The organism is Streptomyces sp. NBC_01241, from assembly GCF_041435435.1.
Taxonomy (GTDB): domain Bacteria; phylum Actinomycetota; class Actinomycetes; order Streptomycetales; family Streptomycetaceae; genus Streptomyces.
On the sequence record NZ_CP108494.1, the window covers coordinates 8,172,755 to 8,188,941 of the forward strand.

General features: G+C 66.2%; 9 protein-coding genes and 2 pseudogenes. 6 read left to right on the forward strand and 5 right to left on the reverse strand.

From position 1 onward, the window contains the following. The first annotated feature begins 135 nt into the window (after positions 1-135). Entirely contained in the window at positions 136-1,113 is a 978-nt protein-coding gene (locus OG306_RS37060; RefSeq protein WP_266750873.1) for a helix-turn-helix domain-containing protein, read from the forward strand. 354 nt (positions 1,114-1,467) lie between these two features. On the opposite strand, the gene OG306_RS37065 is transcribed toward OG306_RS37060, so the two are convergent. The 5 genes and pseudogenes from OG306_RS37065 to OG306_RS37080 form a co-directional block, all read right to left on the reverse strand. Further along, positions 1,468-1,833: a hypothetical protein gene (locus OG306_RS37065; protein WP_266904554.1), complete on the reverse strand. Its 366-nt coding sequence runs from the start codon at positions 1,831-1,833 to the stop codon at positions 1,468-1,470. A 119-nt stretch (positions 1,834-1,952) separates the two neighbouring features. Then, a pseudogene (locus tag OG306_RS41015) lies at positions 1,953-2,088 on the reverse strand (IS630 family transposase); the annotation flags it as partial. A 332-nt stretch (positions 2,089-2,420) separates the two neighbouring features. Further along, positions 2,421-3,458: an ABC transporter permease gene (locus tag OG306_RS37070; RefSeq protein ID WP_266750876.1), complete on the reverse strand. Its 1,038-nt coding sequence runs from the start codon at positions 3,456-3,458 to the stop codon at positions 2,421-2,423. Then, positions 3,455-5,050 carry a sugar ABC transporter ATP-binding protein gene (locus tag OG306_RS37075; protein WP_266904552.1) on the reverse strand — a complete coding sequence of 532 codons (1,596 nt, stop codon included), beginning with the start codon at positions 5,048-5,050 and terminating at the stop codon, positions 3,455-3,457. The genes OG306_RS37070 and OG306_RS37075 overlap by 4 nt, the downstream gene beginning before the upstream one ends. A gap of 126 nt (positions 5,051-5,176) precedes the next feature. Then, positions 5,177-6,217 (reverse strand): substrate-binding domain-containing protein, encoded by a 1,041-nt coding sequence (locus OG306_RS37080; protein ID WP_266750879.1) that lies wholly within the window; start codon positions 6,215-6,217, stop codon positions 5,177-5,179. Positions 6,218-6,806: 589 nt separating this feature from the next. On the opposite strand from OG306_RS37080, the pseudogene OG306_RS37085 reads away from it, so the two are divergent. The 5 genes and pseudogenes from OG306_RS37085 to OG306_RS37105 all read left to right on the forward strand — a co-directional run. Beyond that, positions 6,807-6,958: pseudogene (locus OG306_RS37085) on the forward strand (IS5/IS1182 family transposase); the annotation flags it as partial. A gap of 411 nt (positions 6,959-7,369) precedes the next feature. Beyond that, positions 7,370-7,741 (forward strand): hypothetical protein, encoded by a 372-nt coding sequence (locus OG306_RS37090; protein WP_266750880.1) that lies wholly within the window; start codon positions 7,370-7,372, stop codon positions 7,739-7,741. Between the two features lie 229 nt (positions 7,742-7,970). Then, entirely contained in the window at positions 7,971-11,432 is a 3,462-nt protein-coding gene (locus OG306_RS37095) for a glycoside hydrolase family 2 protein (RefSeq protein WP_266750882.1), read from the forward strand. A gap of 153 nt (positions 11,433-11,585) precedes the next feature. Continuing rightward, positions 11,586-11,948: a hypothetical protein gene (locus OG306_RS37100; RefSeq protein WP_266750883.1), complete on the forward strand. Its 363-nt coding sequence runs from the start codon at positions 11,586-11,588 to the stop codon at positions 11,946-11,948. 287 nt (positions 11,949-12,235) lie between these two features. Next, positions 12,236-15,373, forward strand: a complete 3,138-nt coding sequence (locus OG306_RS37105) for a discoidin domain-containing protein (RefSeq protein ID WP_266750885.1) — start codon at positions 12,236-12,238, stop codon at positions 15,371-15,373. Positions 15,374-16,187: the final 814 nt, after the last annotated feature.

Sequence of the window (16,187 nt, forward strand, 5' to 3'; positions counted from 1 at the left end):
CAGCAGCACGGCCCCGCGTGCCCGATCAGCCCGCTTCCCGTCGGCAGCTACAGGCAGCCGTCGGTTTGCTAAACGGCCATCAGGGAATCAGACCCAACTGAACAGCCAGGGCCGACAAGCAGGCGGAGGAGCACCATGCTGTCAGACGTGCTGGGACTAGCTCCCGCAGAGTCGGAGATCTACGGCACGCTCATCTCGGTAGCGTCTGCCACTCCCGCCGAACTCGCCGGGTCCGTCGGCCGCGATGCCCGCCAGGTCGAGCGCATCCTCGGCATGCTCGAAGGCCGGGGACTCGCCACGCGCGGCCTCGGGGACACCACCCGGTTTGTGGCCTCCCCACCGGCGGCGGCGCTGCGGGCGCTCCTGGTCCAGCGACAGAACGACCTCAGGCTGGCGGAACTCGAACTCGACTCCCTCGACGAAATCTACCGTGCGGCCGCCGCTAGGCGCGGCGTCGGAGACGTCATCGATGTGATCCACGGCACCGAGACCATCCGCGAGCGCCTCGGACAAATGCAACTCGGCGCACAGAAAGAAATCATGAACCTCGTCAAGGCGCCGGTCTTTTCGGTCGGCAACATGACCGACGGCGCGGCCATCGCGCGCGGAGTCCGTTACCGCGTGATACTCGAACGCGCGATGCTCGACGAGGGAGCCCCGTCGTTCGACGAGATCGTCCAGGCACGGGCCGCAGGAGAGGAGGTCCGAATCACTGAGACAGTGCCACTGAAACTCTTCATCGTGGACCGCGAGTTCGCCGTTGTTCCACTCCTCGGTTCGGCCGATGCCGCAAAGGCGGGAGCCCTGTTCGTGCACGCGAGCACCCTGCTCGACGCGCTGATAGCACTCTTCGAGTCCGAATGGGGGAAAGCTACGCAGTTTGTCACCTCTGCAGGTGCTTTGCAGAACGCGCCCGCCATCGATGATCTGGATGCACAAATCCTCAGCCTGTCGCTGGCCGGTCTCACCGACAAAGCGATCGCCGCCCAACTGCACAGTTCCCTGCGGACGGTGCAGCGCCGGATCCGGCACCTGATGGACGTCGCGAAGGTGCAGAATCGCATGCAGTTGGGCTTCCAGGCGGCACGGCTGGGCTGGCTCGAAGCCGAGTGAGCCGACAACGGGACCAGGGCCCCGGCGTTCGGTCCGGATGTCCGGGTTCGGCATGGTTGGTGATGGTGGCGCCCCGAACGCAGACGAACACGGGCCTTGTGGATCACGAAGGTGTCTACGCCTCAGGATCTGCAAGGGTGCCGTGTTCGTTCCGCCATCATCCCCCATCACTGTTGCGTCCCGTGCCCCGGCCCGACCCCGGAGCCCTGATGAAGTGCGGGACTTCATTACCGAGTTGGCGCGGGTGCCCGATCCTCGTGCCCGGCAGGGCGGGAGGTTCAATCTGTCAATCCTCTCGGTTAGTGGAGTCCTCCTCTTTTGAACTCAACACCGTTGCGTTAGCGCCGTGAGCGGCTATTGAGGCCGTGGTCGAAGAGCGCGACGGTGGTGCGGACGGTGTAGTTCTGGGCCTTCTGGGGGTGCTGTCCGGCGTTCGGTCCGTACTTGCTGGTGGGGGTTCTTGCGGGTGCGGGCCTTCACTCGTTGCCGTCGGTGGGCGGGCAGGAGGGCGTCCAGGGCCGCTTGGCCGATCGTGCCGACCAGGTCGACGAGGGTGTTGGGGAAGATTCCATGGCCGGCGGTGACGGTGTCGGTTGCGGCGGCCAACAGGACGGTGAAACTGATCCGTTCCATGGGTACTTCCGGCCGACCGGTCAGGGCGTCGTCGCCGGTGCGGATCAGAGCCTGGTAGGCGGTGAGCAGGGCGTAGACCTCCTGCAACGGGACCCCCTGACCTTGATCGACTTTCTTCGCCGATCGTTGATCTATCGGGTGGTCCCGTTGCGCTGTTCAGCAGGGCTTGACGTACAGCTCAGGGGCCAACGCAACGGTGTTGGGCCCAAGGTCCATCGCTGATCTCCGAAGCCATGGGCGGCGGGGCCCTTGCCCAGTTCCTCCTCCGGCACCGCAAATTTGGGCATCCGATACCCTCGGCACCTTCGCCGGCCCAGTGGAACGCAGGGCCTCCCGACCACCTCCCGCCACGTTCCCGAGCGGTGAGGACCTCCGGTGCCCTGCCCGCAGAGGCCGGTTCGGTGCTGACCGTCACTGCCCTCACGAGGCGCTGGTCCCGGGGCGGGTTTGCCGTGCCATCGGGGTAGCCAACGCCAGAGGAGCGAATATCCGCTCATGTTTCATGTTTATCCCGTTTTACAGCGCTGGAGCGGAGCGGTACGGCAGCCACCCGGCGAGCCACCGGGGCTCACCGGGTGCGCTGTGGTCATGCTCATGGGGAGGACCGGTGGCCGACCGCGCGGGCGCGGTTGACCTGCAGCCACCGGCCTCCGACAGACTGGCAGCGGTACGGCTCAGTGAGGCAGACCGACGGCCCGTTCGCCGCTGCGGCGTTGCTGGATGACGACGGCCACGACCAGCAGTGCGCCCTGGGCGACGTTCTGCCAGAAGGAGTTGATGCCTTCGACGGTGAGTCCGTTCTCGAGGCAGCCGAGCAGGGCGACCGCGAGCAGGGTGCCACCGATTCCGCCCTTGCCGCCCTTGAGGGCGCAGCCGCCGAGAGCCGCGGCGGTGATGGCCTTGAGCTCCAGGCCCTCACTGCCGGACGTCGGCTGGCCCGAGCCGGTCCGGGCCGTCAGCAGGATGCCTGCCACTGCAGCGACCACACCGATGAGCGCGTAGACGGCGACCAGGTACTTGTTGATGCTGATGCCGGCCAGCCGGGCGGCGGTGTCGTTGCCGCCGATCGCGTAGAGGTTGCGGCCGATGTCGGTGTACTTGAGCAGCAGGTGCACAGCGGCGGCGACGATGACGAGAAGCCAGACCATCACCGGCAGCCCGACGATCTTGCCGCGGCCGAGGAAGATGAAGGCGTCGTTGTTGAGGACGTAGCCTTGCGCCCGGCCGTCCGACAGCAGCTGGGCAAGTCCCTTGTACGCGGCCAGTCCTGCCAGGGTGGCGATGGTGGGGTTGACCCGGCCGTAGACGATGATCAGGCCGTTGGCCAGGCCGATGAGGACACCGATGCCGACGGCGGCCGCCATGCCGGCGAACGCGTTGGAGCCGACGCTTGTGAAGGCCATGGCGCTGATGACCGAGGCAACGCCGGTCTGTGAGCCTACGGAGATGTCGAGGCCGCCGCAGATGATTACCACGGTCTGCACGATGGCGAGCAGTCCGGTGATGGTGGCGGCCTGGGCGATCACCTGCATGTTGGACAGGCTCAGGTAGTTGTCGTTGAGGATTCCGAAGAGCACCAGGACGAGCACGAGTGCGCCGATGAGGCTGATGTTCTGGCCGCCGATACCGACGAGGAACTCCGCCCTGCCGGTCTTGCGGCCGTGGTCGGCTGGTTCCTTCACGGCCGGGGAAGGGGTGCTGGTGAGAGTCATGAGGTGGCTCCAGAAGTGCTGGTGCGGCCGATGTCGTCGGCCATCGCGAGGGCGAGGATGGATTCTTCGGTGGCTTCGTCGTGGCTGAGTTCGCCGGTGATCCGGCCGCCCTGCATCACCACGACTCGGTCCGCGAGACCGAGGAGCTCCGGGAGTTCGGAGGAGATGACCAGCAGAGCGACGCCCTCATTGGCCAAGTCGGCGATGATCTGGTAGATCTCGGCCTTGGCGCCGACGTCGATGCCGCGCGTCGGCTCGTCCAGGATCAGCACCTTCGGCTTTCGCGCCAGCCAGCGCGCCAGGACGACCTTCTGCTGATTGCCGCCGGACAGCTTGTGGACCTCGTGGTTGATCGAGGGGGTGCGCACCCGGAGCCGGTCGGCGTAGTGCTGGGCGAGTTCACGCTCAGCCGGCCGCCTGACGAAGCGGAAGCGACGCAGCCGGTCCAGTACGACCAGTGAAGTGTTGTCCCGGACGGACTGTTGCAGGAAGAGGGCCTGTGCCTTGCGTTCCTCCGGCGCGAGTCCGAGCCCGGCCTGGATCACTTCGCCGGGATGGCCGCTGCGCAAGGGCTTGCCGTCGAGGGTGACGGTGCCGCTGCGGACCGGCTGATCGCCGGCGAGTGCCAGCGCCAGCTCCGAGCGTCCCGCTCCGATGAGTCCTGCCAGGCCGACGACTTCGCCCGCCCGGACCTGGAGCGAAATGTTCTGCACGTCGTCCGTGGTGAGGTTCTTGACGTCGAGCACGAGACGGTCAGTGGCCGTGCGCTGTCGCACGAACATGGTGGACAGGTCGCGCCCCACCATCAGGCGGACCAGCTCTCTTTCGTTCGTCGTGCTTGCCTGCTGCACACCGACCAGGCCGCCGTCGCGCAGTACGGCGATGCGGTCGGCGAGCTGGAAGATCTCCTGCATGCGGTGGGAGACGTAGACGATCGCGATGCCCTGGTCGCGCAGTCGGCGGATCAGGGCGAACAACGCTTCCACCTCGTGCTCGGACAGGGAGGAGGTGGGCTCGTCGAAGGCGATCAGCCGCGCAGCCGTGTCGCCGGTCAGGGCGCGCATGATCTCGACCAACTGCCGCTGGGCAGACGTGAGCTGGTGTCCAGGGAGGTCGGGGTCGAGTGCGTCGGCGAAGCCCAGCCGCGCCAGGTCCGCCACGATCCGGCGACGCAGTTCCTGGCGGTCGAGCAGCCTTCCGCGCTTGCGGGGCAGTGAGCCGGCGTAGACGTTCTCGGCGACCGAGATGTGGGGGATGATCTCCGGTTCCTGCGGGATGATCCGGATTCCGGCGGCACGCGCGCGGGCGGGGGAGTCGAGTTCGGTCCGCTCGCCGGCCACGACGACATGGCCCTCGGTCGGCTGGTGATCGCCGGTGAGGATCTTGAGCAGGGTCGACTTTCCCGCACCGTTCTCGCCCATGAGCGCGGTGACCTGGCCGCCGGGGAAGTCGAGCGTGACGTCGGTGAGTGCCTGTACGGCACCGAATCGCTTGGTGATGCCCGTGACGCCGATGGAGTCGGGCGGCGGTGCGGCGTCGGGCCGACCGCCGGAAGGGCCGGAGTCACCGGTCGAATTGGGTGCTCGGGTCATGTGTCGGTTCACCTCGATGGCGTCGCGCAAGTGTGGTCAGGGGTGCCCGGGACCGCCCGAGGGCAGAGGACCGGGGCTGCCCACCGGTGGCTGCCGCCCTTCGCGACAGCCACCGGTGAGAGGGGATCAGCTGCAGGTGAGGCCGGCGCTCTTCCAGGAGTGCGAGTCGACCAAGGTGGTGGCGGCGAAGGCCTCCTGCGGGAAGTCCTTGCCGTGCTTGAGCTTGTCGTACATGGTCTGGACGGCCAGAGCGCCGACGTCCTTGCCGTTGATGAACAGCGCCGCCTTCATGCCGGACGGCTTGTCCGACTGCCACTCCTTGCACGCGAGGTAGGCGCCCAGGCCGACGCCGATGATGTTGGCGGGACTGGTCCCGGCGTTCTGCAGGGCCGTGACACCGCCCATCACGTTCTCGTCGTTGCAGCCCCAGACGACCCAGTTCTTGACCTTGGAGTTGGCGGTGATCGTCGCAGCGATCTTGTCCTGCGCTCCGGTGGGTGTGTTGTCGGTGGCCACGTTGATGGTCTTCACCCCCGGAACGGCCGCGTCGAAGGCCTTCTTGGAGGCGTTGACCCGGTCCCCGCAGACCGTGACGTCCTGCTTCCAGGCAGAGATGATGCGGGTGTCGGAGGCCTTCCAGCCCGCCTTCTTGAACTCGGAGGCCGCGCGCTTGCCGACCTCCTCGCCCATCTGGGCGCCGCTGAAGCCGACCCGGGGCACGAGATCGGCCTTGCCGCAGCTGGCCGGGTCGGGGCCGGTGGAGCAGATCTGGTCGTCGGATGTCAGCAGGGCGACCTTGCCGTCCTCGGCCGTGTGCACGACCTGGGGGCCCACAGCGGGGTCCGGGACGACGATGATGACGCCGTTGGTCTTCTGGGCGACGGCGGACTGGACCTCGCCCACCGTCTTGTTGGCGTCGTTGCCGAGATTGACGATCTTGAGGTCGATGCCGAGCTCGTCCGCCTTCGCCCTGGCTCCGGCGGCCTCGCCGACGAAGTACTCCTGGTCCCCCTGCTTCTGGAGATAGGTGAGGGAGATCTTGCCGTCCACCTTGCCGACGGGGTCCTGCCCGGCAGTCTCCTTGCCCGAGGAACACGCCGTGCTCACGCCGAGGGTGAGCAGGAGGCCGGTGGCGACGGCGACACGCCGCTGGAATGCAGAGGACATGGTGAAGCTCCTTTGTGCTGGCAGCGACCAGCGGAGAAGACGTGTTCAGTGGCCGTGCGGTGAGGCGAGCGAGATGGGCCGTCGAACGGCCCGGTGCGGATGTCCGGAAGAGAGGCACTGCCTCAACATCTACCAGAACGCAACAGATTCAAACGTGTATATGACACTGCTCATTGCGGGAGAGTGTCAAGCCTGTGGATGTGGGTGAGATGAGTCTGTGATGTTTCACCCGGGACGGGGTCTCGCTCATCGGTCTTGGCGGCCTTCGGCAGGGCGAGGCGGCCGCCGTGCTCCGCGCTGGCCCTGTGGTCGGGGGCCGCTGCAGAAGCGGCGCGCCGCGCCTGTCACCCGACGCCGAGGCGACGTCCGAGGCGAAGTTGACGGGCATCCCGCACCGATGGGCGGTGTGGCGATGCTGCCGTCCGCCAGACCCTTGTAGCACTCCTTGTTCCGGGAGGTGGCGGGTGTGAACAGGCCGTCGGCGAGCAACTTCTGCCAGGCGTTTGTGTACTTCTTGGTGTCGGCGCCCGTGAAGTCGATGGTGACGTCGGTGCCCTTGGTCCTGCAGGGCGCTGAGACCGTACTGCGCCTGGGATTTCACCGTTGGGCCGTCGAACGCACCATGCCCTGCTCGCCGGCTGCCGCCGCCTGCCCTGTTGCTACGAGCGCAAGGCCGAGCACTTCCTCGCCTTCTGGAGCATCGCCTGCACCCTCATCTGCTGCCGCAGGCTCGCCATATGAGATCACCTCTCAGTACAGGCCGATGCCAGCCTGGCTGTGATGCGCAGGCTGGGCTGCATGCGGCCAGACAGCGGACGTAGCGGGCGGATGTCGAGTAGTTGACGGGGCGTTGACTCATGGCGTCTGGTGGCCTACGTTGCAAACGGATGTCGGTTTCTGGGAGTTTCCGTTTCCTTCGCTGTTCCTCTTGCGTCACCTGAGCCCGGGCTCTCGCCAGATGGTGAGCAGTTCGCCCCATTTTCTACTGACTATGGGGATCATTGCCAAGGGGGAGCCCTCATGTTCGATTAGTCTTCAACAATCCCCAGTGCAGGTGAGGGAGAGACGCGGCCCCTCGCGCGCAGCCGCGGAAGCCTACTCCGGGGCGTCACCGGCGCGGCCGACCTGGTCGTCGTCTCCAGTGGTCTACTGATGGCCTGTTCCAGCTCGTTGGGCACTAAGAAGAAGGACGACGGCGCCAGCTTCTCCGGGGGCTCGGGCAATGTCGTCGGCAGCGCAGTGATGTTCGGGTCGAACTGCTCCGACCCGGCCGGCAAGTCCGCCTTGCCCACGCTGACTTCGGCGGCTTCAGCGTCGGCCAAGGCGGAGATCGACAACAACACGGTCGACCACAACACGTTCCAGCAGGGCATCACCAGCTACCTGCAAGGCACCCCGGGCGACCTGTTCACCTGGTTCGCCGGATATCGCATTCAGTACTTCGCCGCGCAATGCCTGGCCCAGCCGATCGACACGCGGCCGTGGCGGTGGCCCAGGCGGGACGACCGCCGCGCCGGCTGGTGAGATCGCCGCCGACCATCTCGGATCCGCGACACCGGCGTCACGACCGACGCGTGGCCCAGCCGCCGACATTGTCGATGGTCGGCAAAACAACCACTGCAACTGGATTGGCTACCCAATGAGGTCGCGGAAGAGGCGCCTCACGAAACGAAAGAGGTCACTGCCGATGAGCGGGAAGACAGGCGGCCCCAGGCGCCGCAATGTACTCATAGCGGGCCTCGCTGGTGCTGGCGTGACGCTGGTACCCGGCGGGCTGGCGAGTGCCGCATCGCGTGGAGAAGTAAAGAAGGCAACAGGGCGGCGCACCCTCAACCTCGACACAGACTGGGCATTCTGGCGCGACGATGTCCAGGGTGCGCAGCAGCTGTCCTTCGACGACTCCAAGTGGGCGGGTGTGACGATTCCGCACACCATGCGGCTGGAACGCAAGGAGCCAATTGTCTACAACGTCTTCGCCGGCATCGGCTGGTACCGCCGGTATCTTCGCATGGATCCCAGCGACAAAGACCGCCGGGTGACGGTCCGATTCGATGGCGTCCAGACAAACTGCGAAGTCTACCTCAACGGTGAAAAGCTCGTCGAACACCACGGCGGCTATCTCGGCTTCTCCGTCGACGTCAGCGACAAGCTTCACTGGGATCGCGACAATCTCCTCGCCGTGCGGGTTTCGAACCTCGACGATCCGCAGACGCCCCCTGGTAAACCCCGCGAACAGCTCGGGTTCCTCACCTACGGCGGCATCTACCGCAACGTCACGGTGCAGATAACCGGTCGCATCTACATCACGGATCCGCTGGAGGCCGACCGCGTCGCCGGCGGCGGGGTGTTTGTCACCTACCCGTACGCCGACGCCGAGCGGGCTGTCGTCCAAGCCAGGACCGGCGTGGTGAACAGTACTGATTCTTCTGCCGTCACAAGGCTGCAGTCGACGATCTACGATCCGCAAGGAGAGATCGTCGCCCGGGAGAGCCGGACCGCGACGATTGCGAGCGGCGCCAATCACGACTTCGAGCAGGGCCTGAAGGTGATCCGTCCCGACCTGTGGCACCCGGACAGCCCGCACCTGTACAAGCTGGTCAGCGAGGTCTTCCATCGTGACCAGGTGCTGGATACGCTCACCACGCGAATCGGTATTCGCCGCATCGAATACCGTGGGGACGGTTTCTATATCAACGGTGAGCGCCTCTACCTGCGCGGGGCGAACATCCACCAAAACTACGCCTACGTTGGTGACGCTGCGCCGGCTTCAATGAAGTGGCGTGAGGCTCTCAGGCTGAAGCTGGGCGGTTTCAACGCGGTACGTGCTGCTCATTATCCGCACGATCCGGCGTTTCTCGACGCCGCCGACGAGCTCGGGTTGCTCGTCGTCGCGTGCGCGCCTGGCTGGCAGTTCTGGAACGAGAGCGAGACGTTCGTCAATCGCACCTACGCGGACGCCGTGCAGATGATCCGCAGGGACCGCAACCGTCCGTCGATGATTCTCTGGGAAACCTCGCTGAACGAGACGCATTATCCAGAGTGGTGGTCAAAGAAAGTCACCGCGCTTGCCCACGCGGAAATTCCCAACGACCAGATGTTCACCGCGGCCGACTATGGTTTATGGGGAAAGAAATACTATGACGTGAACTACAAGGTCGTCAACTCGGACGGCTCGGATCCCGATCTGACCAAGCCCTTCTTCACACGGGAATGGGGCGACTGGGAGGGCCCCTGTCGGGTGGGCCGCGAAAGCGGCGAGGGTGCACTCGTCCGACAGGTGGAGACCAGGCAGCGATACCTCAACGGTCCCGGGTACTGGGACTGGGGCGGACTGGACGCCAACCCCCGGATCGGCGGCTACTTCCTTTGGGTTTTCGAGGACTACGGCACGAACTCGCCGTATCAGAAATCCGGGGTCGTGGACATCGACCGGTATCCGAAGTACTGCTACTACTGGCTCAAGGGGATGCAGTCGCCGAAGAACCCCAATCACGGTGGCCCGATGGTATTCATCGCCAGCAGTTACTCGGCAGCATCCAGCCGGGAGGTAACGGTCTTCAGTAACACCGACCACGTGAAGCTGTACCAGAACGGCACCCTTGTCGGCGAGAAGAGCCGGAACCAGAACGCGGGCACTGCCAAGAACATCGCTGCGAAAGACGGCAATCCTTATTACACCTTCTCGCTCGCCTCGTTCGTCGCAGGTGAGCTGAGAGCCGAGGGCTACATTGACGGCAAGCTGGCCACCATTCAGGTCGTGAAAACCCCCGGAGCCCCGCACCACATCCAGATCGAAATCGACGACGCGGGTATCTGGTCGGCACTACGGGACCTGCTTGCGTACTACCTGGGGGACGTGTCGCCGGCCGGGGTGAAGGCGGCTGCGGTGTTGGCCGATGACGTGCAACCCAACACGGTCGAATCGTTGATCGAGAAGGTAGGCGCGAAGCGTGGCAGTCCGCTGCCCGCTGGGGCGGCCGATACGCTTCGTCGTTACGCCCGTGCGCGCACGCGGATCCAGCCGGTGGCCGACGGCTCGGACCTGATCCCGGTGTTCATCAAAGTCGTTGACGTGAACGGCACCGTCATCCCGACGTCAACTGCGGAAATCAAGCTCGCTGTGACCGGAAAGGGCAGCCTCGTCGGCCACGACATCCCCCGCCTCGCAGTACAAACTCAGAAGGCTAGGGCCGGCATCGGCTACGCATTGCTCGCGGTGGACACGGCCCCAGGTGACATCACGCTCACCGCGACGGCCGACGGGCTGGAGTCCGGCAGTTACACGGTGGCGACAAGCCCCTATTCCGGCAGATACATGCCCGACGGCCGTCATCCCGAGTGGAAGGACATCTCGACGCTGGAGCCCCAAGGCGCGCTGAACATCGCTTTGAACAAGCCAACCACAGCCTCGAGCTTCCAAGAAGGCAACATCCCCGGCAACGCCGTCGATGACGACTCGGATTCCAAGTGGGTCGCGAGCGGTAACATCCCTGCATGGTGGCAGGTTGATCTCAGCCAGCCGTCGGACATTTCGGAGTTCCAGATCGTCTGGGAGTCCGACCAGGCAAACTACCAGTACGCCGTCCTCACGTCGGACGACGCGACGAACTGGACCAAGGTGGTCGACAAGGAGTCGAACACCACCAAGGGCGGCACGGTCAACCACAAGGTGTCCACCAAGGCGCGGTATGTGCGGGTGAACGTGCTGTCAGGCGGCGGGTGGTGGCCGAGCATTCGCGAGTTCCGCGTCGTTCCGCCAGGCGGCACGGGCGGGGGCCAACCGGCTGACCCTGGGCCAAAGATTCCCCGCGGTCAGATCAGCGAGGTGAGCGCCTCCAGTCATGCGAGCGGCTTCGAACCCGCCAGGGCGTTCGACGACGACATCACCTTCGGCACGGGATGGGTCGCCGCGTCGGCAACGCTGCCGCAGACGCTGACCGTGCAGTTGTCGGCTGCCCACAACCTGGCCGGCGCTCGCATCCACTGGGGCAAAGACAGCAGTTGGTACACGTACAACCTGCAAGTCTCCGGGGACGGGAATTCATGGACAACCGTGATTCCCGGGCTGACCCGCGGTGGCCAATACACGCTGCCGGAGACCTTCACCGCCGCAGGCGTACGTTACGTCCGCATCAACATCACCGACGTCGTCGGCGGCGGCGCGCAGTCGGTCGCGGGCATCGCGGAGGTGATCCTTTACGGCTTGCCGAGCTGACCAATGAGACAGAGTCGGGAACCTGTACTTCGCGGCTCGTTGATTTGGATGGATCGGGTGTCCCGGTGGTGTCCGGGGTGGGGCCGCGGGGTTTGGCTGGGTGTGTCGATGACTTCCCGGTTCCCGCGGCCTCGATCCCGCCGTGAGTGCGTGGTGACGCCTGCAGTTGAGAAGCGTCTTCCGCGCAAGGGCGGCACCAAGCAGTATTTCACCCGGATCACGATGGCCGGGGAGCTGACCAAGGAGGCCGTGATCGAGGCGCTGACGGAAGGGCCGTACGGCCGCTGCGTCTACCACAGCGACAACGACGTCCTGGACCACCAGGTGGTGAACCTGGAGTTCGACAACGCCGTGACCGCGTCATTCGTCCTGACCGCGTTCACCCCGCTGGAGAACCGGCACACGAAGATCTTCGGCACCCTCGGGCAGCTCACCGGAGACGGCCGCCGCATCGAGGTCTACGACTTCCTCGCCGAGCGCACCACCGTCGTGGACACCTCCCTCGACGCCCTGTAGGACGGCCGGCCCGAACTGATCGTCTCCGGGATCGACGCCAGCCTGGCGAGCCACCGCGTGGTGTTCGCCGCCGAGCGGGCCAGGCATGCCGGGACGGTCATCGAGCTCTGACCGCCGGCAGGCCCTGAAAGCGTCCGCCGGCTCTCCGCTACTCCGGCGGACCCACGTGAGGCGCCCGTCGTGATGCGCTCCGGGAGGACGGGGTGTCGTGATCACGAGAGCGACGGGTGAGAACCACCGCACCACCACCGTGAAGTTCGCACCCACATGAGAAGGAAGCATCACGTATGAATCTGAGACGAAAACTCATTGCACGTCTGATGGCCACGATCGCGGTCGGAGGCCTGCTGACTGCCGGACCGGTAGCGGTAGGCGCGGAGAGCGCGTCAGCGGCGGTCGGACCGGACCCTTCCAGCGGTGTCCAGGTGGACGCCGGGTACCTGCGCGTGGGGATGGACACCACCGGTCAGGTCACCAGCCTTGTCGACAGGCGCACCGGCCAGAATCACCTCGTGGCGGGGCACGGCTCTGCCCCCCTGGTCAGCCTGGTGGTCGGTGGGAAGCAGGTGAAGCCGACCGCGCTGACGCGGACCGGCAGCGTGCTGGCGTTCACGAACTCCGCGGCCGGCACCGAGGTCGACGTGGTGGTGCACGACCGTGCGTCGTATACGACGTTCACCGTCACGAAGGTCAAGGCGCCGCCCACCTCCGATGTGCAGACCCTGCTGTGGGGTCCGTTGGCGACCACGCTCACCGAAAGGCTCGGGGAGTCGGCCGGCCTCGCGAGCAACGGCGGCTTCACGGCGGGGATGAAGGTACTCAACGACCGCACCGAGGGCGGCTGGCCCCGCGATTACACCGGCATGGGCTGGCAGGACGAGGTAGACCTCAACTACTCCCACCTGCGGGTGTCAGATTCGGATCACCCACTGGAGCAGTGGGCCGTCGGCGGCCACACCCCCTGGGGGAACCTGCTGCGCGCCTTCACCTTCGACTACACCAAGCAGCGCCTGCGGATGAACGATTCCGGCTACAGGATCCCGGTCGGGCCGTTGCCCAGCGGCGGCAAGATCGTCGGGTCGGAGATCGCGCTGTACGGCACCACGCCGGATCTCGTGCCGACCGTGCTGTCGACGATCGCCAAGAACCAGAACCTTCCGTACCCGACGATCAACGGGCAGTGGCAGAAGACGGCGCAGGCGACCTCCAAGTCCATCCTGGTCCTGTCGGACCTCAACACCGGCAACGTCGGGGCGGCCGACCAGTTCGCCAAGGCCGCGGGCATCGACATGGTCTACTCGCTGCCCGGGGCTGACGGCCCCTGGCAATCGGCCGGGCACTACCAGTTCAATTCTCAATTCGGCAGCAGCGACGCCGCCGCAACCACTTTGGTGAGCACCTCCACGTCCAACGGCGTCGCGGTGGGCGCGCATACTCTGTCGAACTTCATCGACACGAACGACCCCTACATCAAGCCTTCGCCCAGCCCCGGCCTCGCACACGGACAGAGCACCAAGCTGACCCGGCCACTGGCCTCCGGCGACACCACGCTCTCCATGGCGAGCTGTGACCCGCTGGCCGCCGGTCTGCAGGGTAAGCGGCTGCTGATCGACAACGAGTTCCTGACCTACACCGGGTCCAGCACGGTCGGCGGCGAGTGCCAGGTGACCGGGCTGGCCCGGGGGCAGTGGTCATCGTCGACGGCTTCCCATTCCACCGGCGCCACCGCCTACCGGGTGCAGATGAACCAGTACGGCGGTGGCTACGGCAACCTGAACATCATCGACGACGTCGCCACCCGGTTCGCCACCATCTGGAACACCACCGGCATCACGGCGACCTCGTTCGACGGGCTGGAGTCCGCCTCGGACGCCGGCTGGGGCGCGTACGGTATGGCCCGCATGGTGAACGGGTCCTTCACGCAGCTGAACGCCAAGGACGGCTTCATCTCCGAGACCAGCCGTGAGGGTTCGAACGTCTGGGACGCCCTGTCCCGGGCCAGCTGGGGCGAAGTCGGCTCCACAAGCATGAGCCAGGTGTTCACCAACAACGCCTATTACCAGGCCAACTACCTGCCTGGGATGCTCGGCTGGATCGCGCTGCCGGGAAGCGCCAATCTGCGTACCGTCGAGGACAACCTCGCGCGGGGCGCGGGCCTGAACGCCGGCGCCGGATTCCAGACCTCCGTGTCCAGCCTGACCGGCGGCGGGCAGAACACGCCGGTGCTGCTGGACGCGGTCAAGCAGTGGGAGATGGCGCGCAACCTCGGAGCGTTCACCGCCTCCCAACGCGCGCTGTTCCGGGACCAGTCGACGCACTGGCACCTGTCCGTCGTCGTCCCCGGGAAGTCCTGGTCGCTCCAACGGCTCGACGCCAGCGGCAACCCCGTCGGTGCCGCGCAGTCCGTCGTGGCTCCCACCCCGGCGTTCACCACGAAGGGGCTGCCCGCGCTGGCCGCAGGACGCCTGTACGAGACGCGAGTAGCCACCAACAGCCCGGAAACCGTCCGCTACACGATCACTGCCGGCTCACTGCCGCCGGGCCTGCACCTCAACCCCGACACCGGCGGCATCACCGGCATCCCGGCGTCCTCGGCGGACACCACCTTCACCGTCACCGCAAAGGGCGGCCCCGGAGTCGCCGACGCCCAGGGCACCTTCACGACCGGCACCCTGGTTACCTCCCCAGAGGTGACGTTCTCGTCGAGCAACAGCTCCGTCGACCGCGGTGGCTCGCTGACTATGACCGCGTCCATATCCAACATCGGCACGACCACGATGCCCGGGACCGCGGCGACGATCTCGCTGCCGTCCGGCTGGACCACCTCCTCGGCGACAGTCAACGTCGGCTCGATCGCCGCCGGGGCCACCGCGGAGGCGTCATGGACGGTCAACGTCGCCTCGAACGCCGCCTACGGCCCGCAGACCAGCACGGTGTCAGTGGCCTACACCGGCGGCCCCGGCAACACCACGGCGTCGCTGGCCATACCGGTGGCGTACCCGCACCTGACCGTGGTCTCCGCGGACAGCCAGGAGACCGTCGGCGAGAACTCCCCGGCCACCAACGCCGTCGATGGTGACCCGGACACCTTCTGGCACACCCAGTGGTCCGGAACCGTCGCACCGATGCCGCACGAGATCACACTCGACCTCGGTAGCAACAAACCCGTGACCTGCCTGTACTACCTGCCGCGCCAGGACGGTCCCAACGGCCGCATCGCCAAGTACGAGGTGTACACCAGCAAGGACGGCACCACCTGGGGAGACCCGGTCGCCACCGGAACCTGGGCCAACACCTCCACGGAACAGAAGGCCTGCTTCACCCCGGTCGGCGCGCACTACATCCGGCTGCGCGCGCTCAGCGAAGTCAACGGCAATCCGTGGACCACGGCTGCTGAGATCAACGTCAGCCTCGCCGAAGACTGACGACTCACCCCGTCCCGGCAGGGCGCAGGCATCGTGCCCGCCCTGCCGGGCCTTTCACCCCAACCGAATAGCGTCCCCTACCGGGCACACACGACGGAGCGGATCCCGTGCCGGTCCGGGAGTTCGTACGCCGCGCTGCTTCGACGGCGGCCAGTCCCGGCTCCATGCCACCAGACCGCGCACGGCGGAATGGACTGGAGAGGGGTGAACGCGTACCTCGCCTTCTCCCGCACGGATCTGTCGGCGACGGTTGAAAACTGGCTCACGAACGGCGCATCAAAAGTGACCCGCTCCGCGAATCGGGCGTCGCCCTCGATGGTCGCCGACCTGAACCAGGAGCCGCCCTTGAAGGACTCGACCAGAGGAGAGGCGGGGTGGACAGTCCGAAGGCTACTGCCACCAGATGTTGGATGCGATCCGATACCTGGTCGCGGGCGGGAGTCTCGGTCCCTCCAGCGCATCCGCTACTCCGTTGCCGAGGGCGCCCTGCCGGCGGGCCTGTGACTGAACGCCGACACCGGCGGCATCACCAGCATCCCGACCACCGGCGCTGCCTCCACGTTCACTCGCACTGGCACCCCCGGAACACCGCACGCACGGCAGACCTTCACGGTAGCGGCCAGAAGCCCACCGCCCACCGCAGGGACGGCCCGCAAAGCCGGATGAGACGCCAGTCGAGACAGGGAACGACGCGGGCCAATCATCACATGCCCCTAACGACACGAACCCACCCCGGAAGACGACGACGGCCTGTACGACCCAAACGGGGTCGTACAGGCCGTCGTCATGCAGGTCCTGGATTTACCGGCGGTAT

What these genes read in the sequence shown, in the direction of transcription:
- OG306_RS37060 (WP_266750873.1), top strand. Translation starts at nt 136, where the DNA reads ATGCTGTCAGACGTGCTGGGACTAGCTCCCGCAGAGTCGGAGATCTAC.
- OG306_RS37070 (WP_266750876.1), bottom strand. Translation starts at nt 3,458, where the DNA reads ATGACTCTCACCAGCACCCCTTCCCCGGCCGTGAAGGAACCAGCCGAC.
- OG306_RS37075 (WP_266904552.1), bottom strand. Translation starts at nt 5,050, where the DNA reads ATGACCCGAGCACCCAATTCGACCGGTGACTCCGGCCCTTCCGGCGGT.
- OG306_RS37080 (WP_266750879.1), bottom strand. Translation starts at nt 6,217, where the DNA reads ATGTCCTCTGCATTCCAGCGGCGTGTCGCCGTCGCCACCGGCCTCCTG.
- OG306_RS37090 (WP_266750880.1), top strand. Translation starts at nt 7,370, where the DNA reads ATGGCCTGTTCCAGCTCGTTGGGCACTAAGAAGAAGGACGACGGCGCC.
- OG306_RS37105 (WP_266750885.1), top strand. Translation starts at nt 12,236, where the DNA reads ATGAATCTGAGACGAAAACTCATTGCACGTCTGATGGCCACGATCGCG.